This window comes from Roseovarius nitratireducens, assembly GCF_002925845.1.
In the GTDB taxonomy this organism is placed as follows: domain Bacteria; phylum Pseudomonadota; class Alphaproteobacteria; order Rhodobacterales; family Rhodobacteraceae; genus Roseovarius; species Roseovarius nitratireducens.
This window is the reverse complement of record NZ_PDNI01000023.1, coordinates 80229-104931: the sequence shown is the minus strand read 5'-3', so window position 1 is coordinate 104931 and position 24703 is coordinate 80229. Positions and strand designations below refer to the sequence as shown.

Sequence of the window (24703 nt, the reverse complement as noted above, 5' to 3'; positions counted from 1 at the left end):
CCCCTGTCGATTTCCGCCCGCCGGTATTTACGGCTATCACGGGCGCTTTTAGACTGTTTTCAAATACTTCCCCAGAAAGGCCCGGCGATGCGCGAGACCGACCCCGCCCTGATCGACACGCTGTGTGCGCAGGCGCCGTTCGACGCGCTGACAGACGAGATGCGCGCGCGGCTCGCGCCGGACCTCGACCTGGTCGAACTGGCGAAAGGCGAGACGCTCTTTGCCAAGGGCGCGGCGCTCAGGGGGCTTTACGTGGTCGTGTCGGGGGCCTTCGACATCCAGACCGGGGCCAATGACCTCGTGTCGCATCGCGGCCCCGGTGACATCATGGGCGAACGTGGCCTGTTGCGCGATGGCACTGCGCAACTGACGGCCCGGACGTCCGAGGATGCGCGCCTGATCCTGATCCCCACGGCGCATTTCCTGGACCTTATGGAGAGTTGTGACGGCATCGCCCGTTGGTTCGCGCGTGCACGGCCTACCGACCCGACCGACAGCGGACCCTATGCCACAGGTCTCACCGCGCTTCAGGTCTCGGACCTGATGGCGCAACATCCCGTCACCTGCGCGCCCGACACCACCATTACCGAGGTGGCGCGGCTGATGCGCGATCACGTGATTTCCTCGGTCGTGGTGATGGAGAATGACCGGCTGGCCGGGATCATCACCGCGCATGACCTGACCAACAAGGTCCTGGCCGAGGGGCTGGACGGCAAGATCACGGTGGCGCAGGTCATGACACCCGACCCGGTGACCATCGCGCCGGGGCAGCTGGGCCTCGATGCGCTGATGCTGTTGTCGGAGCTCAAGGTCAATCACCTGCCGGTGGCGCAGGCGGGCCGCGTCGTGGGGATGATCGGCAAGACCGACCTTTTCCGCCAGCAGGCCGCCACCGCGAGCCACATGGTCGCGGACATCGCACATGCCGAGGGCGCGCAGGACATGGCCCACGTGATGGAGCGGGTGCCGGGCCTTCTGGCGCAACTGGTGCAGGCAGGGGTCAAACCCGCCTCGATCACCCGCCGGATCACCGACATCACCGATGCGATCACGCGCCGCCTATTGCGGCTGGCAGAGGCACGGCTGGGGCCCCCGCCCGTGCCGTATCTCTGGGCCGCATGTGGCAGCCAGGGGCGGCGCGAGCAGACCGGCATCAGCGATCAGGACAATTGCCTTATCCTCGATGATGCCTTTGTCCCGGAGAGCCACGACGCCTATTTCGCCGAACTTGCGAAATTCGTCAGCGACGGACTGGATGCCTGCGGGTTCTTCTACTGCCCGGGCGACATGATGGCGACCAATCCGCGCTGGCGGCAGCCGCGCCGGGTGTGGCGCGCGTACTTCGCGGGCTGGATCGCGCAGCCAGACAACGAGGCACAGATGCTCGCCTCGGTCATGTTCGACCTGCGCGCCATCGCCGGTGAGACGGCGCTGTTCGAGAACCTTCAGGCCGAGGTGCTGGGGCAGGCGAAAAAGAACTCGATCTTCGTGGCACACATGATCTCCAACGCGCTCAAGCATACCGTGCCGCTGGGCCTCTTCCGGGGGTTTGCTCTTATCCGGTCGGGCGAGCACAAGAACACCATCGACCTCAAGCATTCCGGCGTGGTGCCGGTGGTCGACCTGGGACGCATCTACGCGCTGCTGGGGTCGCTGGAAGAGGCGGGCACCCGCGACCGGATCGAGGGCGCGCGCGCGAGCGGCGTGATCTCGGACAGCGGGGCGCATGACCTGCTGGACGCCTATGACCTCATCGCCGAGACGCGGCTGCGCCATCAGGCGGCACAGATCGCGGGCGGCCATGGCCCGGACAATTTCATGAACCCGTCCGATCTGTCGGATTTGGAACGCAATCACCTGCGCGACGCCTTCATGGTGGTCAAGACGATGCAATCGGCCCTCGGGCAGTCGCGCGGGGCGAGAGGATGACCCATGTTCTTTGAACTCATTGCCACCTTCGCCGCCGGGATCGCCGCCGCCGGGCTCGCGCTCATCGCGGGTCACCTCACCGGTGGGCGCCTGCCGCGCTGGGCCGTGCCGGTGGCGGCGGGGGCCGCGATGCTGGGCTACACGGTCTGGTCGGAATACACATGGGCCACGCGCACCGTCGAGAGCCTGCCCGAGGGGGTGGATGTTCTGGTCACGGTCGAGGAAAGCAAGCTCTGGAAGCCGTGGACATATGTCGTGCCGCAGACCACGCGGATCATGGCGCTGGACCGCTCGAGCGTGCAGACCAACCCCGAGGCGCCGGACATCCTGCTGGTCGATCTCTACTTTTTCGCCCGCTGGACGCCCCCGGCCAAGCGTCCGCAACTGGTGGATTGTGAGGGTCAGGCGCGCGCCGACGTGAGCGAGGCGGCGCTCGCCGACCCGTCCGAGGCCGCGTGGCGGAGCGCGGATGCGGACGACCCCCTGCTGGAGGCGCTGTGCCAGCCATGATTGAGCCGGACATGACCGGGAGAGGAGGCCCGCAATGTCGCAAAAATCCGTTTTGCTCGTCGAGGATGAGGACAACATCGCGCTGGCGCTCGGCTACCTGATCGGGCGCGCGGGCTACCGGCTGCGGCGGGTGGCGACGGGCAATGCCGCGCTCGACGCGCTGGCCGAGGATCGCCCCGACCTTGTGGTGCTCGACGTGATGCTGCCGGAACGCTCGGGTTACGAGATCTGCCAGATGATCCGAAGCGACGCGGCGCTCGCGGGGATCAAGGTGCTGATGATTACCGCGAGCGGTGGCGAGGTGGAGCGGCGCAAGGGGCTGGCCGTGGGGGCGGACGCCTTCATGACCAAGCCCTTTGCCACTGCCGATCTCACGGCGCAGATTCACGCGCTTCTTGCGGAGGACGCGTCATGATCGAGCGGTTGACCGAGCGGCTTGGCCTGCGACTGCGCTTTGCGCTCTTCTTCGCCGCGCTCGGATTGGGGGGCGTGGCGCTGATCGCGGGGGCGCTGGTCCTTGGTTATATGCGCGCGGGAGGGTCGCCCGACGGCTACGTGATTGCGGGGCTATTGTCCGGGCTGGGTGTGCTGGGGCTTGCGGCGTGGATCGGGCTCTTGTTCGACGAGAACGTCGCCAAGCCGATCCTCTCGCTCGCCTCGGACCTGACCACCCGCGCCCGCGCCGACGTGGATCTGCAGATCGACCAGGATCAGGCCCGCCATCTCAGCACGCTTGCCCCTGCCGCCAACGCGATCAACGCCGCGCTCTCGGAGGCGCGCGCCGCGCGGCAACGCGCGGTCGAGCGCGAAACCGCCCGCATCGCCCGCGAAAAGGCGCTGTTCGAGGCGCTGTTCCGTGACCTGGGCGAGGGGGCGGTGGTGGCCACGCCCGACAACCGCGTGATGCTCTACAACCGCATGGCGCAGGAGTTGCTGGGCGATATCGGGCTCGATCGCCCGCTCTCGGCATTCCTGCGGCCCGAGCCGGTGATGAACGCGCTCGCACGGATGCAGGAGGCCCGCATTCGTGGCGAGATCGGCGCCGAGACCTTTCTTGCCGCCTCTGCCGACGGCACGCGCTTTCTGTTGGGTCGCGTCAGCCCGATCCTGTCGGACGAGGAACTCTCGGGCCACGTCCTGATTTTCCGCGATGCGACCGAGGACTTGAGCGCGCACGCCGCCCACGATCACCTGTTCACGACGCTGATGGAGGGGGTGCGCCGCCCGGCGGGCACCATCGGCGCGCTGCTGGAGGTGCTGCAATCGGTGGACGATCTCGCCCCCGAGGAACGCGCGCGGATGCGGCAGGGAATCGAGGACGAGGTGACGCGGCTCTTTGCCTGCCTCGACGACCTGAGCGCCCGCCACGCCGCGATCAAGTCGCGCCGCTGGCCGATGTCGCCGGTCGCGGTCAACCACGTCTTTGACGGGGTGCGCGCGCAGGGCGGCGCGGATATCCGCATCACCCACAGCGACGCGATGCTGAGTTGTGACGGCTTTGCTGTCACCACGCTCTTGTCGGTGATCCTGCGGCACCTTGCCGAGGATGGCAAACGCGCGGGCTTTACCCTTGCGGCAGAGCAGGACGGGGCCGAGATCCGCCTCCTCCTCGGCTGGACGGGCGCGGCGGTGGGCGACGGAGAGTTGACCGGCTGGCTAAAGGCGCCGCTGTCGGCGGCCTATGGCGATTACTCGGGGCGCGACGCGCTGGCCGCGCACCAGACCGAGATATGGCCCGAGACCGGGGAGGAGGGCCATCGCGTGGTGCTGCCGCTTGCCGCTTCCGCCGCGCCGCTCGCCCCCGGCGACGCGCGGCCCGAGTTCTACGATTTTGACCTGCCCGCCGCACCCGGCGGCGATCTGGCCGACACGCCGCTGTCGGATCTGAACTTCGTCGTGTTCGACACCGAGACCACCGGCCTGTCGCCGCGCGGCGGTGACGAGATCGTGCAGATTGCTGGATTGCGCATCGTCAACGGCCGCATTCTGCGCGGCGAGAGCTTTGAAACGCTGGTGAACCCGGGCCGGCCAATCCCGCCCGCGTCAACCCGCGTGCACCACATCACCGACGCGATGGTGGCGGATGCGCCCGATATCTCCGAGGCGGGGCGGCGATTCCACGAGTTCTGCCGCGGTGCGGTGCTGGTGGCGCATAACGCGCCGTTCGATCTGGCCTTCCTGCGGCTCAAGGAGCAGGCGATCGGGCGACATTTCGACAACCCGGTGCTGTGCACGGTGCTGATGTCGGCGGGGCTGTTTTCCCATACCGGGCAGCACACGCTGGATGCGCTGTGCGACCGGTTCGGGGTGCATATCCCGCCGGAGGCGCGGCACACAGCGATGGGCGATACGGTGGCCACGGCAGAGGTGTTCGTGCGGATGCTGGCGCTGTTGCGCGACAAGGGGGTGACCACGCTGGGCGGGGCCATCGCCGAGGAAGGGCGGCAGACGCGGCTGCGCAAGGCGCAAGCCTACTGAGTGGCGCTGTCAGCGGCTTGACCCGCGCGGCGCGCTGTTCTACACGCAGGGTCGCTGCGGGCGTTGTGTAATGGTAAGACCTCAGCCTTCCAAGCTGATGATACGGGTTCGATTCCCGTCGCCCGCTCCACCTCCCTTTCTGCTCCGGCTCCGGCGTCCTTCATGGCGGGGAACGCGTTGTTTCCGGTGAAAGAAATTGACAGGGTCCGTGCATCTCTTACCATCGGTCGCGTGATTACCGATGTGGGGGTTTGACATGCAATTTCACAGGACAGGAGTTGTCGCGGCGCTTGCGCTCGCCGTGCTCGGGGGGCCGGCCCTCGCCGACGGGCCGGGTATCTATGCCTACGCGGGGACGGCGAATTACTGCCCCGCCGGGCTGCAGCCGGTCTCGATCAACGGCGTGATCTGCTGTGGAGAGCCGAACCGGGCGCAAAGCTATCAGCAGGCGAAACAGCATCCTGCCACGCGCATCCGGAGTGCGCGCGCGCGGTATGACGAGTGTCTGCCCGGGATGAAGGGCTGCGACTGAGCCTCGTCCAAAGACGATCTGCCGGGCACGCAACGCCCGTGGCTGTCAGAGCAGCGTCAGATCGCCCGCCATCTGGCGTCCATCCCGGCCATCCTGCAACTCGTAGCCGACCTTCTGGTCGTCGGCGAGGCCGGTGAGCCCCGAACGCTCCACCGCCGAGATATGCACGAACACGTCCTTGCCGCCGTCGTCCGGGGCGATAAAGCCGTAGCCTTTCGTGGTGTTGAACCACTTCACGGTGCCTGTCGGCATTCCGTTCTCCTTCGTCTTCGTCTTCGTCTTCGTCTTCGCGTCCCCGGAAGTATGCCGGGCCATATGCCGACATCCGGCACGGGGTGATGATTGCATTGTCAATGTAAAAATCAAGCGAAACTCCGTGACGGCCCGGATCTGGCGCGCTAAGACGGCGGACGCGAAGGAGCGAGCCGATGATCGTCTACGGGATAAAAACCTGCGATACCTGCCGCAAGGCATTGAAATCCTTGCCCGGGGCAAGGCTGCACGACGTGCGGGCCCAGGGATTGCCCGAAGAGGTGGCACAGGCGGCACTGGCGCGGTTCGGGGCGGCGCTGGTCAACCGGCAATCGGCGACGTGGCGCGGTTTGAGCGAGGAGGCGCGCGCGGACGCGCCGCTGCCGCTCATTGCCGCGTATCCCGCCGTGATGAAGCGGCCGCTCATCGAGGCGGACGGCACGCTCTACCTCGGCTGGGGGAAAGAGGTGCAGGCCGCGCTCCTTGGATGAGACGCGAGACCACCTATATCGGCACCAGGTATGAGAGGCAGACATCATGCGTAACGCGGCAGCGGTTCTGGGGATCATCGGCGGATGCCTCGCGGTCCTCGTGGGGTTCTTCAGCTATGGCTACACCGAGGCGGTGAACCGATTCGGCGAGGTCGAGGGGCTCATGCAGCAGGTCGCCGACCCCGGCCTCATCCGCACGGCTAGTTTCCTCGCGCCGCTGCTGGCGATCGCGGGTGGCGCGATGGCGAAGGTGCGTGCGCTACCCGCAGGGTTGTTGTTGCTGGTCGCCGCCGGGCTCATCTACTACGCGTTCGGGTTCAACGTGTTCACCATGTTCCCCATCGGGATGACGGGGCTAGCAGGCGTTCTGGCGCTGGCGGCTGGCAAGCCGGACGAGCCGAAATCGCATTTCTAGAGCGGGCGGGCGCCTGTCGCGCGTGGGCTGACGGGCTTGTGACATGACATTTCATGACCGGCTCTTAGGTTGCATCGCGACACGACACGACGGACCGCACATGCGCCACGCCCTTGCCATCGCTTTTCTGGCCCTCATCACGCCTGCGCCCGCCCTTGCCGCGGGGCAGGTCGCACCGCGCTGTCACGCAGAGGTGCCCTGCGCGCTCGGTGACCGGTCCTACCACGTGAAGGAACCTGACGGCTGGGACGGCAAGACGCCGCTGCCGGTGCTGCTGCATTTTCATGGCTGGATGCGGCAGGGTACGTTGATCGTCAAGCATGGCCGCATTTCCGGCGCGACGCGGCGGCGCGGCGTGCTGCTACTGGCACCCAACGGGCAGGGCAAGACATGGGATTTCTGGACCGACCGAACCGATGACGTGGATTTCGCCGCGGCGGTGATCGAGGACGCGGCGAAACGCTATCCCATCGACCGCAGCCGCATCTATGTCTCGGGCTATTCCTACGGATCGGCGATGGCGTGGCGCTATGCGTGCGAGAACGGTGACGGGGTGGCGGCGCTTCTCGCGGTGTCGGGCACTTTGCGGCAATCCGAGACCTGCGCGCAGGCCCCTCAGGAGGTGCGCCATGTGCATGGCACCTCGGACACGGTGATGGATTTCCCCTTTGGCCCCAACGGCGAGACGACATGGCCGGTCAGGCTCTGGCGCGGGCGGATGGGATGCGCAGGGCCGGGCGAACGCCTCGGGAAGTGGTCGGTGACCGACCACGACACATTCGCGCGCACGACATGGGACTGTGACGACGGCCGCATTGTGCTTGACGTGCATTCGCGCGGCCATTTCATCCCGCGCGGATGGATCGCCCGTCAACTGGATGAAATGCTCGACCTGCCACCATCCTATCCGTGAAGGGGTGACCTCGGCCTCTGAACGCTCTAAGACGCGGGCAGGACACAGCAAGACGGCACCGCCCCGAATGAGCACCCCCGACCCGGACGGCAGATCGCCCCTCCTCACCGGACCCGACCGCGATAACCTGCGTTGGTTCTGGCGTCTCTACCTGCGCCGCCGCGCGCCGTGGCTTGGGCTCGTTCTGGTCATGATCCTCGTGCAGGGGGTCGTTTATCAACAGTTCCTCGCCATCACCGAGGACGGCCTGCGCGTGATCTTCGAGAGCGGCTCGGTCCGCGATCTCGTCTTCGTCTGCGCCGCGGTGTTCTTTCTCTTCACGGTGCGGGGCACGATGGCCTATTTCGTGCCGCGCATCTCTGTCTGGGTGTCCAATTCGGCCATCTACGAAATGCGCCGCGACCTGATCGCGCACCTGATGACCCTCGACCTGAGCTATTTCGAGCGCACGCGCTCGGGCGAGTTGATCCACCGGATCGTGATGCAGACGCAGTCGCTTGGGCATTTCATGGGGCTGGGGACGGCCAACGCGGTGCGCGACGCGGTGACGGTGGTGATCGTGTCGGGCTACCTGATCTGGAAGAACCCGGTGCTGTTCGCGGCCGCGATCGTGGTTCTGCCCTTCATCATCTGGGTGATGAACGCCGTTTCGGCGCGGGTCAAGCGCGTGCAGGGCGAGGCCGAGACGGCGCTCGGCAACTACATGAACCGGCTAGAAGAGACGATCTCGGCCATGCGCACGATCAAGATCGCAAGCCAGGAACGGGTCGAGACCGACCGGCTCGATGGTGACACCGGCTTGATGCGCGACCTCACGCTCAAGGTGCAGCGCACGCAGGCGCTGGTGATGCCCTCGATCGACCTTTCCTCAGCTTTCGTCTACGTGCTGGTGATCGGCGGCGGCGGCTACATGGTGCTCAGCTCCGATTCTGACATGGACGGGGCCGAGATCATCACGTTCCTTTTGGGCATGGTGCTCGTGTTCGACCCGGCGCGACTATTGGCGCAGTACCTGGGCCTGTTGCCCACCCATCTCGTTCAGCTCGACCGCGTGCGGCGCATGTTCCACGAACACCCCACCATCATCGACGCCCCGGACGCGATCACCGATTTCGACATGGGCGGCGATATCCTGCTCGAGGACGTGCGCTTTGGCTACAGCGCCGATCATCCGCTCTTCGACGGTCTGTCCATGCGCTTCGAGGGGGGTGCCGTTTCGGCCATCGTGGGGGCCACCGGGTCGGGCAAGACGACGGTGTTGTCGCTCTTGTCGCGGCTCTATGACGTGCAGGGGGGGCGCATATCCATCGGGGGCACGCCTATTGACCGGCTCGAGCTCGACGCATTGCGCGCCGCGTTCTCTGTGGTGGCGCAGGATATCGTGATATTCGACAACTCGATCTGGGAGAACATCCGCTACGTCAACCCCATGGCTGAGGACGCCGAGATCTGGCAGGCCGCCGAGAATGCCGAGATCGCCGACCTGATCCGCGCGCGCGGCGACACCCCTGTGGGCCCCAAGGGCGCGCAGCTATCGGGCGGGCAGAAACAGCGCATTGCCATCGCGCGCGCGTTTCTCGTGGATGCGCCGATCCTGCTTCTGGACGAGGCGACGAGCGCGCTCGATCAGGCGACGGAGGCCCGGATCAAGGCCGCGCTCACCCGGCTCACCAAGGGGCGCACGACCATCGTGGTCGCGCACCGGCTGTCGTCGATCACCGATGCAGATTGCATTTTCGTGCTCGAGGCGGGGCGGCTGGTGGAGCAGGGCAGCCACGATGAGCTGATCGCGCGGGGGGGCTATTATACCCAGCTCTACAAGGCGCAGAAACAGACCGGCACTGCGCGCTGAACCGGCGGGCGCTCAGGCGTCCGCGCGTCGTTGCAGCATCAGCGGCTTCGCCAGCCAGCCGCGCAGCGCCGCATTGGTCTCGGCTGGCTGCTCCAGCACCGGCAGGTGCCCGGCGCCGTCGATCACGCACAGCTCTGCGTCCGGAATCAGCCCGGCCATGAATTCGTGCCGCCGTGGCGGGGTCAGGCCATCGGCGGCCCCGCACAGCACCAGCGCCGGCACCTGGCAACGGCGCAGGACTGCCTGGTAGTCGCGCCGCCGCTGCAGGGCGCGCACCTGCCGCACGAGCGTGTCGGTGCCAAGCGCCTCGGCCATCTCGATCACCTGCGCCAACACCTCCATCCGGCCTGCGCCCGGTGCCAGCACGTCCTGACCCAGCACCATCTCGACCGCCTCGACGATCATCCCGGCGCGCAGCTTGGCCACCAGCGGCTCGTACCCGGCGGAGGAGTGCGGTGTCTCCGCCAGCGCGTTCGTGTCCATCAGCGCGATCCGCGTCACGCGATCTGGCGCGCGGCGCAGGATTTCCATCGCCACGATCCCGCCCATCGACAGCCCGGCCAGCGCGAACCGTGGCGGCAGGTGGTCGAGCAGCCCCGAGGCGATTTCCTCGATCCGTTCGCCGCGCGTGATCGGCGCGACGCACACCACCCTGTCCTGGCCCAGCTCGGCGATCTGCGGTGCGAAGAGTCGCGCGTCGCACATCATGCCGGGCAGAAACACGACCGGATCACCGCTCATCGAAACACCCCCGATTCCGGGGGTCTCTTGCCCCCGTCCTTTGGCGAGCATGGCACCGCCGCCGCTGCGCGTGCAAGGGCTAAGGCGCGATGCTCTTTTCGATCCAGGCGATCATTGCCATTGCCGCGGCGGCGGTACTGCCGGGTGACATGATGTTGCCCGCCACCACATGTGCGGACGGGTCGTCCCCTTCGGTCAGCACCGGCGCGATGCGCATGGCGGGGCCGCCCCAGCGGGCCAGCACGCTGTCGGTCAGGTCCGGGCGCACCACCGTGTCCGCATCCGAGTAGTAGAAGAGCGCGGGCACCGGGACCGTCGCCGGGTCGAGCGCGCGGGCGCGTGCCACCAGCGCCGCCATCGAAAACACCGCCGCGCTGGGATACTCGGTGGTCCATTCCGCCGCCTGCACGGGGTTGCGCGGCGCGAAGCGGCGCCGCTGCCCGGCCATGAGCGGCAGCCAGTAGCGCGCGCCCGGCCACGTCAGCAGCGGGGCCAGCGGGTTGTTGATCCCGAAATTGGGCGAGACGAGGATCGCTCCTGCCACACCTTCGCGCAGCGACGGATCGGAAAGGGTCAGCGTGGCCACCGTGGCCCCGGTCGAGGTGGCGAGGATCACCACCCGCTCGCCCACCGCGCGCGCCACCGCCAGCGCCTCGGCCGCATCGGCGAGCCAGTCCGAGGCCGTCGCCTCGGCCATCGCGTCGCCGTCGCGCCCGTGGCCGCGGAAGCGGGCATAGACGAGGTTGGCCCCAAGTGCCTGCGCCACCATGTCCGGCACCGGGCGGATTTCCTGGCTCGAGGCGGAGAAGCCATGCAGGTAGACGATGGCGAGCGGTGTGCGCGTCTCGGGCGCGCCCGCCCAGATCACACGCTTGTGGCTGTCGGGGCGGATGTCGTCATACCGCGCCTCGCGCGCCGCGAGATAGCTGTCCACGCCGCTGTCTAGCCTGCCCGCGTCGAAGGGTGGCGGCATTTCCACCGGCTCGCGCGGGGCCAGAAGCAGACCCGCCGCGACGAGCAGAGCGACCGCCAGAAGCGCGCGCAGCAGCCAGCGCATTATCCCGCGTCCGCCCGCGCGCTTACCTCGTCCAGCGCCGCGCCGATGAGGTCGAGACAGTCGGGATCGGAAAAGCGGTGATCCGCCCCGCGGACCAGTGTCAGCCGCATGTCCGGCCCGGTGGCGTGGTCCAATAGCCGCAAGGCGACGGATTTATCCACATCCTCATCGGCGGTGCCTTGCAGAAATCGAACCGGGAAGGGCAGGTCGAGCGGCGAACGCAGGACGAGGTGATCGCGCCCGTCCTCGATCAGGCGGCGGGTGATGATGTAGGGCTCGCCATACTCCGAGGGCAGCGCGATCTGCCCTTCCTCCATGATCCGGTGGCGGTCGGACTCGTCAAACCCGGCCCACATCGAATCCTCGGTGAAATCGGGGGCGGCGGCGATACCCACCATGCCCGCCACCGGTTCGGGACAGGCGCGCGCCAGCAGAAGCGCGATCCATCCGCCCATGGACGAGCCCACGAGGATCTGCGGCCCGTCGGTCAGCGCGTCGAGCACCGCGCGGGCATCCTCTGCCCAGTCGCCGATGCATCCTTCGGTGAACGCCCCCGAGGATTGCCCGTGCCCGGAATAGTCGAAGCGCAGGAAGGCACGGCCCCGTGCCCGCGCCCAGTCCTCGAGCCAGAGCGCCTTGGTGCCCTCCATGTCGGACTTGAATCCGCCGAGAAAGACGATCCCCGGCCCAGCCCCCGCCAGCCGGTGATGGGCGAGGCGGCGGCCCGCTCCGGTCTCGTGCCATGATGGTTCCGGCATCGCTTCCTCCCTTGCCCTGCGGCAGGGATCATGCACCGGTGCCCGCGCCCGTGCAAACCGGATTTCGCCCGTGTTCAGCCGCCGATATAGGCGCCTCTGCGCGGCCGGTAAAACACCTTCTGATTGTGCAGTCGTCCGAGCAGGTCGTGGATGCGGCGCAGGGTCTCGTCTGCCTCGGGCAGGGCGTCGGCGGTCTTGTCATGTTGCACCGGATCGGTGAGCGTGCGCGCCGACAGGTCGGCCTTGGTCTGTCGCAGCGCGGTCTCGATCAGGTCCATGTCTTCGACGGAGAGTTCGAATGTCTCGTTATATCCCGGCATGTCCGGTGTTTCCTCTGCCTTGCCGCGCCGCGGCTTTGCGGTCGCAGCGCAATATTGTTGCGTGACCGATAAGCGGCACTTACGGCAGCATTCGCGACATGTCCATCGGATTTTTTGAACTGCGTCAATAGGTTGCGATATACGGTCGCATACCGTCGTGCACCTTCTCCCCCTTGACCTCGGCGGCGGATGCGGGCATGAGGCGGCGAAATACCCGCAACCGGGCGTTCCGTGGGCGCCAAACCGACGAGGAGCCGTGACATGGCCGATATTTCCCTCACCTTTCCCGATGGCAATGCGCGCAGCTACCCCGCTGGTGTGACCCCCGCCGAGGTGGCGACCGATATCTCGGTGTCGCTGGCAAAAAAGGCCATTTCGGCCCATGTCGACGGGCAGCACTGGGACCTGCAATGGCCGATCCCGCGCGACGCCGCGATCGGTATCAACACGATGAAGGACGAGGGCCCCGCGCTCGAACTCATCCGCCATGACCTCGCCCATATCATGGCCCGCGCGGTGCAGGAGATCTGGCCCGATGTGAAGGTCACCATCGGCCCGGTGATCGAGAATGGCTGGTATTACGATTTCGATCGCGAAGAGCCGTTCACGCCCGAGGACCTGAGCCGGATCGAGGCCAAGATGCGCGAGATCATCAACGCGCGCGATCCGGTGACCACCGAGGTCTGGGAGCGTGCCCGCGCGATCGCGCATTACGAGCAGACGGGCGAGCCCTACAAGGTGGAACTGGTCGAGGCCATCCCGGGCGACGAGCCGCTGCGCATGTACTGGCACGGGCACTGGCAGGACCTGTGCCGTGGCCCGCATCTGCAACATACCGGGCAGGTGCCCGCCGACGCCTTCAAGCTGATGAGCGTGGCCGGCGCGTATTGGCGCGGCGATAGCAGCCGCCCGATGCTGCAACGCATCTACGGCGTCGCCTTTCAGACCCGCGACAAGCTCAAGGCGTATCTCAACTTCCTCGAAGAAGCCGAGCGCCGCGACCACCGCCGCCTTGGCCGCGAGATGGACCTGTTTCACATGCAGGAGGAAGCGCCGGGCCAGGTTTTCTGGCACCCCAACGGCTGGACCATCTACACCGAGTTGCAGGATTACATGCGCCGCAAGCAGCGCGCGGGTGGCTATCGCGAGATCAACACGCCGCAGGTCGTAGACCGCAAGCTGTGGGAGGCCTCGGGCCACTGGGACAAGTACCAGCACCACATGTTCGTGGTCGAGGTGGACGAAAGCCGCGACGGCGAGAACGACGACGCGGCGGTGAAGAACAAGTCGCAGACGCGGATCAATGCGCTGAAGCCGATGAACTGCCCCTGCCACGTTCAGGTGTTCAACCAGGGTCTGAAGTCTTATCGCGACCTGCCGCTGCGGCTGGCCGAGTTCGGATCATGTGCGCGGTTCGAGCCGTCGGGTGCGCTGCACGGGATCATGCGTGTGCGCGGCTTCACGCAGGACGACGCGCATATCTTCTGCACCGAGGAGCAGATCCAGGAGGAGTGCGCGCGGTTCATCGACTTCCTTGCGGATATCTACCGCGAGCTTGGTTTCCCCGAATTCGAGATTCGTTTTGCCACCCGCCCCGAGAAGCGTGTCGGGACGGATGAGAGCTGGGACTATGTCGAAGGGGCGCTGGAAAATGCGATCAAGGCCGTGGGCCGTGACTACACGCTGGAGCCGGGAGATGGCGCGTTCTACGGGCCGAAGCTGGACTTCTACCTCACCGACGCGATCGGCCGGGTGTGGCAATGCGGCACCTTCCAGGTGGACCCGAACCTGCCCGAGCGGCTGGACGCGAGCTATATCGCGCAGGACGGGGCCAAGCACCGGCCCTACATGCTGCACCGTGCCTGCCTTGGCAGCTTCGAGCGCTTCATCGGCATCCTGATAGAGGAACATGCCGGGCGGCTGCCCTTCTGGCTCGCGCCTCGGCAGGTGGTGGTCGCCTCGATCGTGTCGGATGCCGATGATTACGTGCAAGAGGTGGTCGAAAACCTGCGCGCGCGCGGCGTGCGCGCCGAGGCCGATACCCGCAACGAGAAGATCAACTACAAGGTGCGCGAGCATTCCGTCGGCAAGGTGCCGGTGATCCTCGCCTGCGGGATGCGCGAAGTCGAAGAGCGCAGCGTGTCGCTGCGCCGTCTCGGCGAGAAGTCGACGCGCACCGTGGCGCTCGACGAGATCGTGCCGGAATTGGCCGGCGAGGCGACCCCGCCGGACATGGTCTGAGGCGCGCGCCTCAGACCAGCGCGAAAATCCGCGCCGGGCCGCCGGTGCCGCCGCGATGCTTGGGCGCGCCGATCACGATGGTGGCCCCAGCCGCCGGAACCTTGTCGAGACCCGCCAGGCATTCGATCCCGAAGCGACCCGTGGGCAGCCAGGCGTAATGCGTGGCGAAATCCGCCGAAGGCCCGTGATCGAGCGAGAGCGTGTCCGACGCGATGGAGCGCGCGCCGGTCTCTTCGACCAGCATCTGCGCGGCCTCGACATGAAAGCCCGGGTAGTGCTGCGCCTCGCCGTCGAAGCCACGGAATGCGTCGCTGCCCGTCTTGGCCGCCCAGCCCGAATGGAGGGCCACGCAGGCGCCGTCCGGGATCGGACCATTTGCCGCGATCCACGCCTTGAGGTCGTCGGGCGTGACCTGCGCGTCGGCATCGTCGGCGGCGCGGGCGGCGATATCGATCACGCAGAGCGGGGCCACGAGGTTGCCCACGGGGATCTCGTCCACCGATGCGCCATCGGCGGAGAAGTGCAGCGGCGCATCGACATGGGTGCCGGTGTGCTCGTTGACGGTGAGCGTCAGCAGGTTGAAGCCGTGCTCTTCGAAGTTGAAATTCTGCTCGGTCGAGATGCCGGGCGCACCGAAATAGGTGGGGAAATCGGCGTCATAGGCATGGGTCAAGTCCTCGACCGCACCGTGCCCGGCGGCAAGAGCCGGGGGCGCGCCGAGGGGCGCGAGCGTCGCCCCCGCGCCGGCCACGGCCGCCGCCGTGAAAAAGCCGCGCCGCGACAGCATCCTGTCCTTGACCGCGTTGATGATACAGGCGTCACACATTGATCTTTCTCCTCTGCTGTTGGATCATGGCGCGGATGGCGCGGCTATAGCCCGAAGCCCCTGAGCGCGCGAAAGTCGATCTGCTCGACAAGTGCAATCATCTCTTCGGGGGTGCCACCGTTGGCCTTGACGAGAAAGCGGTTCGCCACGAGCCCCGTCATTTCGCCGTCCTTGATCATGAATTTCTCGCGCCCCACGCGCTCGACCCTGGCGCCGTACATGGCTGCGTTGGCGATCATGCCGGACATGGCACCCACCATCGGGTTGTCGGCCATGATGGTGATGGTCATGCGCTTGTCGTCGCCCGCATAGGTGGCCTCGGCCCCGGTGCCGCCGCCCATCATGGCGAGCCCGGCGTTCATCTCGGTGTTGATCTCGCGGGTCCAGCCCTCGGGCGCATCGGGCAGGAAACCTGCGAGCGCGTCGGTCTTGAGCGCGAGCAGAAGCTGGCGAGCATAGTCAAGCTCTTCGAGCGCATAGGCCGTGTCGCCGTCCTCGTAGGCGTCGAGCGCGCTTTGCAGTGTGTCTGAAATGTCGTCGGCGGCGGCAGGCAGGCCGAAACCGATCACGAGGGCCGCAGTGGCCAGCGAAAGACGTGTCATTTGCGAACGCTCCAAAATACATGCAAAAGGGTGTCGGATGCCGGAAACTTGCCGCCACGACATCGCGAGTTTACGTCAAGGGGCGTGGTTTTCAAGGCTGGTGGCGGGAGAGGGACCATGATCGCGCTGATGCGCCTGCTGATCTTCGGGGGGATCGCACTTGCCGTGCTCTACCTGGGCCTGTCATGGTATTTCCGTGCGGCCCATCGCGAGAGGATGGAGCGTGACTGGGAAGCGGCGGGTCGTCCGGGCAACCGCGAGGCCTATATCGATGAGGGAATGGCGCAATACGAGCGGTCCTTGCGGCGCAGGCTCTTGTGGCTGGTCTTCATCCTGCCGGTGACGGTGGTGGCGGCCATCATCTGGTTCACGAATTTCAACTGAGGAGGCCACGCGATGGTCTATGTGAAATGGGGCTTCAGGGCGATCTTCTGGATCGTGGTGCTGGCCTTCCTGCACTACACGCTGCCGCAGCACGATATAGCGCGGATCACCGACACCTATGAAAAGCGGGTCAATCCGGGCGATAACGCGCTGTTCTGGTCGAACGCCGATACCGGCGAGGATCCCACGGCTACCGAGCGCGACGTGTTCTTCATCCAGACCTTCCGGGCCAATGACAAGCCGATGATCTATCGCAACGAGGATACCGGCTGGGGCTGGCCGCCCTATTTCAAGTTCGACACGTCGAATTTGCAGGCCGAGGCCTCGGACATGATGTCGAAGAAGTCGGCGGAGACCGCGCAATGGGTGGCGATCCGTCATTACGGCTGGCGCAACGAGTTCCTGTCGATCTATCCCAACGCGATCTCGCTCTGGCCGGTCGAGGGGCCGGACGCGCGGATCGTGCCGTGGTTCAACATCGTTGTTCTGACGCTGCTCGCCGCGCTGGCGTGGGCGATCCGCGTGCGCTGGAACCGGTTCTGGGCGCGCCGTCGCGCGCCCGAGGGTGGCGAGTGGCGCGAGGCCGCGGACTAAGCGGTCAGCGCGCCCCGTAATAGAGCCCGACGACGTGCTCGGCCTCGGCGAAGAACAGCCAGCGCGACACGGCGATGCCGACAAGGTGGCTGATCGCGGCCAGCGCCGCCGCGGCGTGGCTGAACGGCAGCGCCAGCAGCACGAGCGGCAGGGCATAGCCGAGCGCAAGCGCGATCATCCGCAGTTTCGCGGCGTGCTTGCGCCCCACCACGAAGACGAACTCGCGCAGCAGGTAATTGCTGCCGGTATGCGGCGGGGCGAAGGCGCGGACGTGGCCGATCCCGCCCAGCCCGGTGGCCGTGGCCATGTCGGTGCCGCTCGCGGCCAGCGCGCCGTCGCCGCGCATCCACCACAACACCTGCACCAGCCCCGCCACCGCCAACAGCGCCATCGCGGCGGTCACCTGCCCGGCCAGCAGCGCCCCACCCGCGAGCGAGACGGCGATGAACAGGACCGGGGTGAGTGGCGTTTTCCAGCGCGGCACAGTGCGCATTTGCGCGTAGATCATCGAGGTTGTGTACACCGTGGCCAGCGCCAGCGCCGCCCCGAGCCAGCCGAGAGGCGCGATCCGCGTGTCCAGAAAAACCAGCGCCGCGCCGTAAACGCCCATGACCACGAGCGCGGCCACCGAGGCCACGCCTTCGCGCGAGAGCCAGCTTGACCGCCACTGGCTGAACGCCTTCCACGCGCGTTCGGGGTGGCCGAGATGGAAGGTCGAGGCCAGTAGCCCGCCCGCCGCGAGCGCATAGGCCACGGCGAAGAAGGCGAAGGCCACCCAGCCGGTCACGTCGGGCAGGCCGAGACCCAGCCAGAACAACACGCCGAACCCCGCGCCGGAGAGAGTGGTGAAGGCGATGACGGAACGAGCGGGATGCATGTCAGAGCCTTTCCAGCGTGCGGTCGAGCCAGCCGAGGAAGCCCTTGGGTTCCTCGGCCACGGGGTCGAGCAGGGGGGCCAGAACGTCGACCTCGTCGAGCGTGTCGCGCGGCCGCGGCGGCAGGTACTGGTTTACGGGTTTGGTGCCCTGTTCGGGCATGAGATCCATCCCGTCGCGTTCGGCCACCAGTTTGGATACGTCGCTATCGGGGTTGCCCAGATCGCCGAAATGCCGCGCACCCGCCGGGCAGGTGCGCACGCAGGCGGGCACGCGGTCCTCCTCGGGCAGGTTGTCGTTGTAGATGCGGTCAACGCAGAGGGTGCATTTCTTCATCACGCCCTCGGCGGCGTCCATTTCCCGCGCGCCGTAGGGGCAGGCCCAGGCGCAGAGCCCGCAGCCGATACAATCGCTCTCGTTCACGAGCACGATCCCGTCCTCCACCCGTTTGTAGCTGGCGCCAGTGGGGCAGACGGTGACGCAGGGCGCATCCTCGCAATGCAGGCAGGACTTGGGGAAGTGCACGAGTTGCGCGGCAGGATGCGGCATCGCGGAGGTCGCCAGGGGCTGCACCTCGTAGCTGTGCACGCGGTTGAGGAAGGTGCCGGAGGGATCGGCGCCGTAGGGGTCCTGATCCGAGAGCGGTGCGCCGTAATTCTCGGTATTCCAGCCCTTGCAGGACACCACGCAGGCATGACAGCCGACGCAGGTGTCGAGGTCGATCACGAGGCCCAGCTTGCGGGTGGTGCTGGTGGGCAATGTGGTCATCTTGTCACCCCTCGCGCGTATTGAGACAGCAGGACTGGGGCGCTGCCCCAGACCCCGGAGTATTTGAACCAAGAAGAAACCGGGTCATTTCCCCACCTTCCATGCGAGATTGGCGGGGCCTTGGCCAACCGGGGACTTGATCGGCGGGAAGGCCGGTTGTGCCTCTTGCGGCGCAGCGGTTTTCTCGATCTTCACCCGCAGGTCGAACCACGCCGCCTGCCCGGTGATCGGATCGGAGTTGGACCAGCGCAGGCCATCGCCCTTCTCGGGCAGCAGCTCGTGGATGAGGTGGTTGAGCAGAAAACCGCGGGTGGCCTCGGGGGCATCCTCGGAGAGCGCCCACGCGCCCTTGCGCTTGCCGATGGCATTCCATGTCCAGACGGTGTTCTCGTTGAGTGCAGCCATGTGCGCCACCGGCACGGTGATCTCGCCATGCGGCGAGGTGACGCGCGCCCAGTCGCCCTCGGCAAAGCCGTGCTTCTCCCACAGTTTCGTGGGCAGGTAGAGCGGGTTTTCCCCGTGGATCTGCCGCAGCCAGGCGTTCTGCGTGCCCCATGAGTGATACATCGCCATCGGACGTTGCGTCAGGGCGTGGATGGGGAATTCCTCGGTGTCGATGCTGTCATCTTCGAGAGGCGGATACCAGATCGGCAGCGGGTCCATGGTGGATTTGATCCGGTCGCGCAGGTGATCGGGCGGCTGGCGGTCGCCGTAACCTTCGGCGGCGAGCTGGAAGCGGCGCATCGGCTCGGCGTAAAGGTCGAAGATGTAGGGTTGGGGCGTGTCGAAAATGCCCATTCCCACGGCCCAGTCCTGGTAGGCCATGTTCCACGGCTTGTAGTAATGCGCCCCCTCGGGAATGTGGCTGACGAAGAAGCCGCCATTCTCGATATAGCGGTCAAGCTGCGCGGGGTTGGGCGCGCCACGACCGACGTCATCGCCGTTGCCGCGAAAGCCCGTGAGGGGGCCGATGCCCGGCTTGCGTTCGTGGTTGACGATGTAATCGGCGTAATCGGTGTATCTGGGGGTGCCATCCTCGGTGGTGAAACCGGGCAGTTTTAGCTTGTTGGCCAGTTGCACCAGCACCGTCTGGAAGCCGCGCACACCAGCGTGGCCGGGGCGGTCCGGCTCCACCACCGGCCAGCGGATCGCGTCCGCCGCCGCATCCGCCTCGCAGATCGGGCGGTCGAGCAGCGAGATGCAGTCGTGCCGTTCCAGGTAGGTGGTGTCGGGCAGGATCAGGTCGGCATAGGCCACCATTTCCGAGCTGTAGGCATCCGAGTAGATGATGTGGGGAATGACATACTCGCCGGTCTCGTCCGTGTCGGTCAGCATGTCCATCACGCCGCTTGTGTTCATCGAGGAATTCCACGACATGTTGGCCATGTACATGAACAGCGTGTCGATCTTGTAGGGATCGCCGGCATGGGCGTTGGAGATGACCATGTGCATCAGCCCGTGTGCCGACATCGGGTTTTCCCAGGTAAACGCCTTGTCGATGCGGGCGGGGCTGCCGTCCTCCTTGAGCGCGAGGTCTTCGGGGCCACGCACGAAGCCCAGATGCGGGCCGTCGAGCGGGCTGTTCGGGGCGCTCTTGCAATGCGGCGTGGGGTGGGCGCTGACCGGCTTGGGATAGGGCGGCTTGAAGCGGAAGCCGCCGGGCACCTCGACCGTGCCGAGGATGATCTGCAGGACGTGGAGCGCGCGGGCCGTCTGGAAGCCATTGGAATGGGCGGATATTCCGCGCATGGCGTGGAAGCTGACCGGGCGGCCGGTCATGGTCTTGTGCGTCTCGCCGCGGAAGTCGGTCCATTCGTGATCGAGGGTGATTTCCTCCTCGAATGCCACGCGAGCGATCTCGGCGGCGATGCGGCGGATCTTGTCGGGGGTGACGCCGCAGCGGTCGGCCACCGCCTCGGGGGCGTATTGGGGATCGAGATAACGCTCGGCCATCAGGTGCATCACCGGGCGATGCGTGATGCCATCGACCTCGTGGGTGGCGCCGAGATCGGGGCGCACGCCGGGGGTATCAAAGGCCGTGAGCTTGCCGGTGTTGCGGTCGATGACTGTCGGTTTTCCGTCGGTATCGCGTAGGAAAAGCCCGTGCTCGGGCGAGTCCGGGTCGGCGTTCACCAGAACCGGCGCGTTGGTGTAGCGGGCGAGGTAGTCGAGGTCGATCTTGCCCGCGCGCATCAGTTCGTGAATCAGCGACAGAATGAAGAGGCCATCGGTGCCCGGCGTGATGCCCACCCAATCGTCGGCCACGGCGTTATAGCCCGAGCGGATCGGGTTCACCCCGATCACCCGCGCGCCGCGCGCCTTGATCTTGCCTATCCCCATCTTGATCGGGTTGCTGTCATGGTCCTCGGCCACGCCGAACAGCATGAAAAGCTTGGTGTGGTCCCAATCCGGCTGGCCGAATTCCCAGAACGCCCCGCCCATCGTGTAGATGCCCGCCGCAGCCATGTTGACCGAGCAGAAGCCACCATGTGCCGCGTAGTTGGGTGTGCCGAAATTCTGTGCCCAATAGCTGGTGAAGCTCTGTGACTGGTCGCGCCCGGTAAAGAAGGCGAGCTTGGACGGGTCGCTCTTGCGGATCGGCGCCAGCCAGTCGCAGGCGATCTGCAAGGCCTCGTCCCAGGAAATTTCCTCGAACTCGCCCGAGCCGCGGGGGCCCACACGTTTGAGCGGCGCGCGAAGGCGGGAGGGCGCATTGACCTGCATGATCCCGGCGGAGCCCTTGGCGCAGAGTACGCCCTTGTTGACGGGGTGATCGCGGTTTCCCTCGATATAGGCCACCTTGCCGCCCTTCATGTGCACGTTGATCCCGCAGCGGCAGGCGCACATGTAACAGGTGGTCTTGCGCACCTCGTCGGAGACGTGCGGAGACGTGTCGATACGGGGCTGCTGTGTCATTGGCGGCCTGTCCTCCCTTGGCCCGACGTTAGGCCAGGCTGCGGGCCGGTGCGACCCGTATTCTGTAATCTTCGCGTTCCGTGAACATGCGTTTCGCTCTTTCTGAAACTGGCGGCACAGCGTTCCGTTTTCATCATGCGGATGTGTCGAGCAGCGCCAGCGCATCGGCGGCGATCATGCGTTCCTCCTGCGCCGGGACGACCCAGGCTGTGATCGCCGAATCCGGCGCGTGCAGGCGCGGTCTGCCGGTGTCGTTGGCGGCCGTGTCCGCCCGCAACCCGAGCCAGCCCAGCCCGGCCATGATACGCGCGCGAATGGGGGCAGCGTTCTCGCCGATGCCGCCGGTGAAGGCCACGGCGTCGAGCCCCTCCATCGCGGCGACGAGCGATCCCGCGTGGCGGACGGCCCAGTAACAGAAATGGTCGATGGCAAAGCGGCTTTCGTCGCTGTCGTCGCCAAGCAGCGCGCGCATGTCCGAATGCCCACCAGATAGACCGAGTAGCCCGCTGTTCTTGTTCAGTAATTCATGAGTGACCGCGATCCCGTCCTCTTCAGCCAGCCGTAGCACGGCGTTGCCGTCGATCTCGCCCGCACGGGTGCCCATCGTCAGCCCGCCGAGCGGCGAGTATCCCATGGTTGTGGCGACCGATCTGCCGTCGCGGATGGCGCAGATCGAGGCCCCGTTGCCGAGGTGAAACGCCAACAGGCGCGCGGGCAGGGGGGCGCCGGTGATCGTCGGCAGGGTGCGCACTAGCGAGGCATAGGAGGTGCCGTGAAAGCCGTAGCGGCGGATGCCGCGCGCTTCGATCTCGGGGGGCAGGGCATAGCGCAGCGCCACCTCCGGGTTGGTAGCGTGAAACGCGGTGTCGAAGCTGGCGGTCTGCGGAAGCCTCGGGGCGAGGCGCGCCAGCGTCTCGATGGCGGCGAGGTTGTGGGGGTTGTGCAGGGGTGCGAGGGCGGCGCACCGGTCGATGGCGGCGATGGTGTCGGGGGTGACGCGCACCGGCGCCGTCAGCTCGGTGCCGCCATGCACCACGCGATGCGCGGCGGCGCGGAAGCGGGCGAGGGGAAATCCATGATTATCAAGTTCCTGGAGGATGGATTTCAGGGCCGTTGCGTGATCGGGCAGGGCATGTGCGGAGGCATGCCCGTCGATTTTCAACAGGCCCGCGCCGCCGATGCCGTCAGCGATACCGCTCAGCCGTTCAGCAAGCCCGCCGTCGAAGACGGCGAACTTGATCGACGAGGACCCGGCATTCAGGACCAGTACGAGATCACCGCTTGCCGGGTCCGTCATCGGCTCAGACCTGCTGTGCGCGCATGTCGGCGGGGTCTATCCCGGCCACGGCGACGGGCTCTTTCATCGCGTCGCGGCGGAACGGCTCGCCCAGTTCCTGGTTGAGCAGCACCTCGATCAGGGTCGTGGTGTTGTTTTCCATCTGGTCCTTGATCGCCTGGTCGAGCGCGTCGGTGAGCGCCTCCATCGTCTTGACCTGCACGCCCTTGAGGCCACAAGCCTTTGCGATTCCTGCATAACTGACCTTCTCGTCAAGCTCGGTGCCGACGAAATTGTCATGGAACCACAGGGTCGAGTTGCGCTTTTCCGCGCCCCACTGGTAGTTGCGGAAAACGATCTGGGTCACCGGCGGCCATTCCTCGCGACCGATGGCGGTAAGTTCGTTGACCGCGATGCCGAAGGCCCCGTCACCGGCAAAGCCGACCACCGGCACGTCCCGACAGGCAATCTTGGCGCCGACGATGGCGGGCAGGCCATAGCCGCAGGGGCCGAACAGGCCGGGGGCGAGATACTTGCGCCCTTCCTCGAAGGAGGGGTAGGCGTTGCCGATGGCACAGTTGTTGCCAATATCCGACGATATGATCGCCTCCTTGGGCAGAGCAGCCTGAATGGCGCGCCACGCCATGCGCGGGCTCATCCAGTCGGGTTTGTCGGCGCGGGCGCGCTCGTTCCAGGTGGTGCCGGGGTCGTCATCCTCGTGATCCATCGAGGAAAGCTGCTGCGCCCATGTAGATTTTGTGTTTGTGACCAGTGCCTTGCGTCCGTCTCGGTCGGTATCTCCCGCGGTGTCGGAGAGGCGCGCGAGGATGCCCTCGGCGACCTTCTTCGCGTCGCCGACGATGCCGACGGTGACCTTCTTGGTCAGGCCGATGCGGTCTGGGTTGAGATCGACCTGGATGATTTTCGCGTCCTTGGGCCAGTAGTCGATGCCGTAGCCCGGCAGGGTCGAGAACGGGTTGAGCCGCGTGCCGAGGCAGAGCACCACATCGGCCTTGGAGATCAGCTCCATCCCCGCCTTGGAGCCGTTATAGCCCAGCGGCCCGGCGAAAAGCGGGTGAGAGCCGGGGAAGGCGTCGTTGTGCTGATAGCCCACGCAGACCGGTGCATCGAGCCGCTCGGCCAGCTTGCGCGAGGCGTCGATGCCATCCGCCAGCACCACGCCCGCGCCGTTGAGGATGACGGGGAATTTCGCGTCGCTCAGCAGGGCGGCCGCTTCGGCGATCGCGGTTTCGCCGCCGGAGGGGCGCTCGAATTCCAGCGCGTCGGGCAGGTCGATATCCACCACTTGCGTCCAGAAATCACGCGGCACGTTGATCTGGGCCGGGGCGGAGGCGCGTTTTGCCTTGAGAATCACGCGGTTGAGCACCTCGACCACGCGGGAGGGATCGCGCACTTCCTCTTGGTAGGCGACCATGTCCTCGAACAGTTTCATCTGCTCGACCTCCTGGAAGCCGCCCTGGCCGATGGTCTTGTTAGCGGCCTGTGGGGTGACCAGCAGCAGCGGGGTGTGATTCCAGTAGGCGGTTTTCACGGCGGTGACGAAATTGGTGATGCCGGGGCCGTTCTGCGCGATCATCATCGACATCTCGCCGCAGGCGCGGGTGTAGCCATCGGCCATCATCCCGGCGCTACCCTCGTGGGCGCAATCCCAGAAGGTGATCCCGGCGCGCGGGAACAGGTCCGAGATCGGCATCATGGCCGATCCGATGATGCCGAAAGCATGTTTGATTCCATGCCGTTGCAGGGTTTTTACAAAGGCTTCTTCGGTGGTCATCTTCATTGGGGGCTCCTTGGGGCTGGGGCGCGGGAGGCGCGCGAGGCATGTCCGGTCATGCGGACCCTAGCCGGGAGACGGCAGGCCGAGTAGGGCCAGATTGAGGCGTCAGCTATGACCAAGATAGTAAATTATTGAGAACAAAAGTATCATTAATCGAGTTTATTGTTCAAGTGAA

At 66.2% G+C, this 24703-nt stretch carries 24 protein-coding genes and 1 tRNA gene; 13 read left to right on the top strand and 12 right to left on the bottom strand.

Annotated elements, in window-relative coordinates; genetic code table 11:
- Window positions 1-87 precede the first annotated feature (87 nt).
- The 6 genes from CRJ03_RS04350 (at window position 88) to CRJ03_RS04325 (ending at window position 5449) form a co-directional block, all read left to right on the top strand.
- A complete protein-coding gene (locus CRJ03_RS04350; RefSeq protein WP_104017689.1) occupies window positions 88-1929 on the top strand; it encodes a DUF294 nucleotidyltransferase-like domain-containing protein in 1842 nt (613 codons plus the stop codon).
- A 3-nt stretch (window positions 1930-1932) separates the two neighbouring features.
- Complete coding sequence (locus CRJ03_RS04345; protein WP_104017688.1) at window positions 1933-2439, top strand: hypothetical protein; 507 nt, start codon at window positions 1933-1935, stop codon at window positions 2437-2439.
- Window positions 2440-2473: 34 nt separating this feature from the next.
- A complete protein-coding gene (locus CRJ03_RS04340) occupies window positions 2474-2854 on the top strand; it encodes a response regulator transcription factor (protein ID WP_104017687.1) in 381 nt (126 codons plus the stop codon).
- The gene (locus CRJ03_RS04335) at window positions 2851-4917 is read left to right on the top strand and encodes a 3'-5' exonuclease (protein ID WP_104017686.1); all 2067 of its coding nucleotides are present in this window, start codon (window positions 2851-2853) and stop codon (window positions 4915-4917) included. The genes CRJ03_RS04340 and CRJ03_RS04335 overlap by 4 nt, the downstream gene beginning before the upstream one ends.
- Window positions 4918-4973: 56 nt before the next feature.
- A tRNA-Gly gene (locus tag CRJ03_RS04330) sits at window positions 4974-5047 on the top strand.
- 126 nt (window positions 5048-5173) lie between these two features.
- Window positions 5174-5449 carry a hypothetical protein gene (locus CRJ03_RS04325; RefSeq protein WP_104017718.1) on the top strand — a complete coding sequence of 92 codons (276 nt, stop codon included), beginning with the start codon at window positions 5174-5176 and terminating at the stop codon, window positions 5447-5449.
- Window positions 5450-5494: 45 nt separating this feature from the next.
- Here the strand turns inward: CRJ03_RS04325 and CRJ03_RS04320 are convergent, their stop codons facing one another.
- Entirely contained in the window at window positions 5495-5701 is a 207-nt protein-coding gene (locus tag CRJ03_RS04320; protein WP_104017685.1) for a cold-shock protein, read from the bottom strand.
- A 176-nt stretch (window positions 5702-5877) separates the two neighbouring features.
- Here CRJ03_RS04320 and CRJ03_RS04315 point away from each other — a divergent pair, with 176 nt between their 5' ends.
- The 4 genes from CRJ03_RS04315 (at window position 5878) to CRJ03_RS04300 (ending at window position 9372) form a co-directional block, all read left to right on the top strand.
- Window positions 5878-6192 (top strand): ArsC/Spx/MgsR family protein, encoded by a 315-nt coding sequence (locus CRJ03_RS04315; protein WP_104017684.1) that lies wholly within the window; start codon window positions 5878-5880, stop codon window positions 6190-6192.
- Window positions 6193-6238: 46 nt separating this feature from the next.
- A complete protein-coding gene (locus CRJ03_RS04310) occupies window positions 6239-6607 on the top strand; it encodes a hypothetical protein (RefSeq protein WP_104017683.1) in 369 nt (122 codons plus the stop codon).
- 100 nt (window positions 6608-6707) lie between these two features.
- Window positions 6708-7520 (top strand): CE1 family esterase, encoded by an 813-nt coding sequence (locus CRJ03_RS04305; RefSeq protein ID WP_104017682.1) that lies wholly within the window; start codon window positions 6708-6710, stop codon window positions 7518-7520.
- 67 nt (window positions 7521-7587) lie between these two features.
- A complete protein-coding gene (locus CRJ03_RS04300; RefSeq protein ID WP_104017681.1) occupies window positions 7588-9372 on the top strand; it encodes an ABC transporter ATP-binding protein in 1785 nt (594 codons plus the stop codon).
- Window positions 9373-9384: 12 nt separating this feature from the next.
- Here the strand turns inward: CRJ03_RS04300 and CRJ03_RS04295 are convergent, their stop codons facing one another.
- The 4 genes from CRJ03_RS04295 to CRJ03_RS04280 form a co-directional block, all read right to left on the bottom strand.
- Window positions 9385-10113: an alpha/beta fold hydrolase gene (locus tag CRJ03_RS04295; protein ID WP_104017680.1), complete on the bottom strand. Its 729-nt coding sequence runs from the start codon at window positions 10111-10113 to the stop codon at window positions 9385-9387.
- A 79-nt stretch (window positions 10114-10192) separates the two neighbouring features.
- Window positions 10193-11170, bottom strand: a complete 978-nt coding sequence (locus CRJ03_RS04290; RefSeq protein ID WP_104017679.1) for an alpha/beta hydrolase — start codon at window positions 11168-11170, stop codon at window positions 10193-10195.
- The gene (locus CRJ03_RS04285) at window positions 11170-11928 is read right to left on the bottom strand and encodes an alpha/beta hydrolase (RefSeq protein WP_104017678.1); all 759 of its coding nucleotides are present in this window, start codon (window positions 11926-11928) and stop codon (window positions 11170-11172) included. Before CRJ03_RS04285 ends, CRJ03_RS04290 begins: the two co-directional genes overlap by 1 nt.
- A gap of 74 nt (window positions 11929-12002) precedes the next feature.
- Window positions 12003-12248, bottom strand: a complete 246-nt coding sequence (locus CRJ03_RS04280) for a hypothetical protein (protein ID WP_104017677.1) — start codon at window positions 12246-12248, stop codon at window positions 12003-12005.
- A 261-nt stretch (window positions 12249-12509) separates the two neighbouring features.
- On the opposite strand from CRJ03_RS04280, the gene thrS reads away from it, so the two are divergent.
- Entirely contained in the window at window positions 12510-14489 is a 1980-nt protein-coding gene (thrS, locus tag CRJ03_RS04275; RefSeq protein WP_104017676.1) for a threonine--tRNA ligase, read from the top strand.
- A 10-nt stretch (window positions 14490-14499) separates the two neighbouring features.
- Here thrS and CRJ03_RS04270 read toward each other — a convergent pair whose 3' ends face one another.
- On the bottom strand, window positions 14500-15315 hold the full coding sequence (locus CRJ03_RS04270; RefSeq protein ID WP_104017675.1) for a cyclase family protein: 816 nt from the start codon (window positions 15313-15315) through the stop codon (window positions 14500-14502).
- 44 nt (window positions 15316-15359) lie between these two features.
- Entirely contained in the window at window positions 15360-15917 is a 558-nt protein-coding gene (locus CRJ03_RS04265; protein WP_104017674.1) for a hypothetical protein, read from the bottom strand.
- A 117-nt stretch (window positions 15918-16034) separates the two neighbouring features.
- Here CRJ03_RS04265 and CRJ03_RS04260 point away from each other — a divergent pair, with 117 nt between their 5' ends.
- A complete protein-coding gene (locus CRJ03_RS04260) occupies window positions 16035-16301 on the top strand; it encodes a hypothetical protein (protein ID WP_104017673.1) in 267 nt (88 codons plus the stop codon).
- A gap of 12 nt (window positions 16302-16313) precedes the next feature.
- Window positions 16314-16895, top strand: coding sequence for a DUF1523 family protein (locus tag CRJ03_RS04255; protein WP_104017672.1), 582 nt, complete (start codon window positions 16314-16316; stop codon window positions 16893-16895).
- Between the two features lie 4 nt (window positions 16896-16899).
- Here the strand turns inward: CRJ03_RS04255 and CRJ03_RS04250 are convergent, their stop codons facing one another.
- The 5 genes from CRJ03_RS04250 to xsc form a co-directional block, all read right to left on the bottom strand.
- Window positions 16900-17772, bottom strand: coding sequence for a dimethyl sulfoxide reductase anchor subunit family protein (locus CRJ03_RS04250; RefSeq protein WP_104017671.1), 873 nt, complete (start codon window positions 17770-17772; stop codon window positions 16900-16902).
- A gap of 1 nt (window position 17773) precedes the next feature.
- On the bottom strand, window positions 17774-18538 hold the full coding sequence (locus tag CRJ03_RS04245) for a 4Fe-4S dicluster domain-containing protein (protein WP_104017670.1): 765 nt from the start codon (window positions 18536-18538) through the stop codon (window positions 17774-17776).
- A gap of 84 nt (window positions 18539-18622) precedes the next feature.
- Complete coding sequence (locus CRJ03_RS04240) at window positions 18623-21454, bottom strand: molybdopterin oxidoreductase family protein (RefSeq protein ID WP_104017669.1); 2832 nt, start codon at window positions 21452-21454, stop codon at window positions 18623-18625.
- Between the two features lie 133 nt (window positions 21455-21587).
- Window positions 21588-22751 carry an acetate/propionate family kinase gene (locus tag CRJ03_RS04235; protein ID WP_104017668.1) on the bottom strand — a complete coding sequence of 388 codons (1164 nt, stop codon included), beginning with the start codon at window positions 22749-22751 and terminating at the stop codon, window positions 21588-21590.
- 4 nt (window positions 22752-22755) lie between these two features.
- Window positions 22756-24531: a sulfoacetaldehyde acetyltransferase gene (xsc, locus tag CRJ03_RS04230; RefSeq protein WP_104017667.1), complete on the bottom strand. Its 1776-nt coding sequence runs from the start codon at window positions 24529-24531 to the stop codon at window positions 22756-22758.
- Window positions 24532-24703 lie beyond the last annotated feature (172 nt).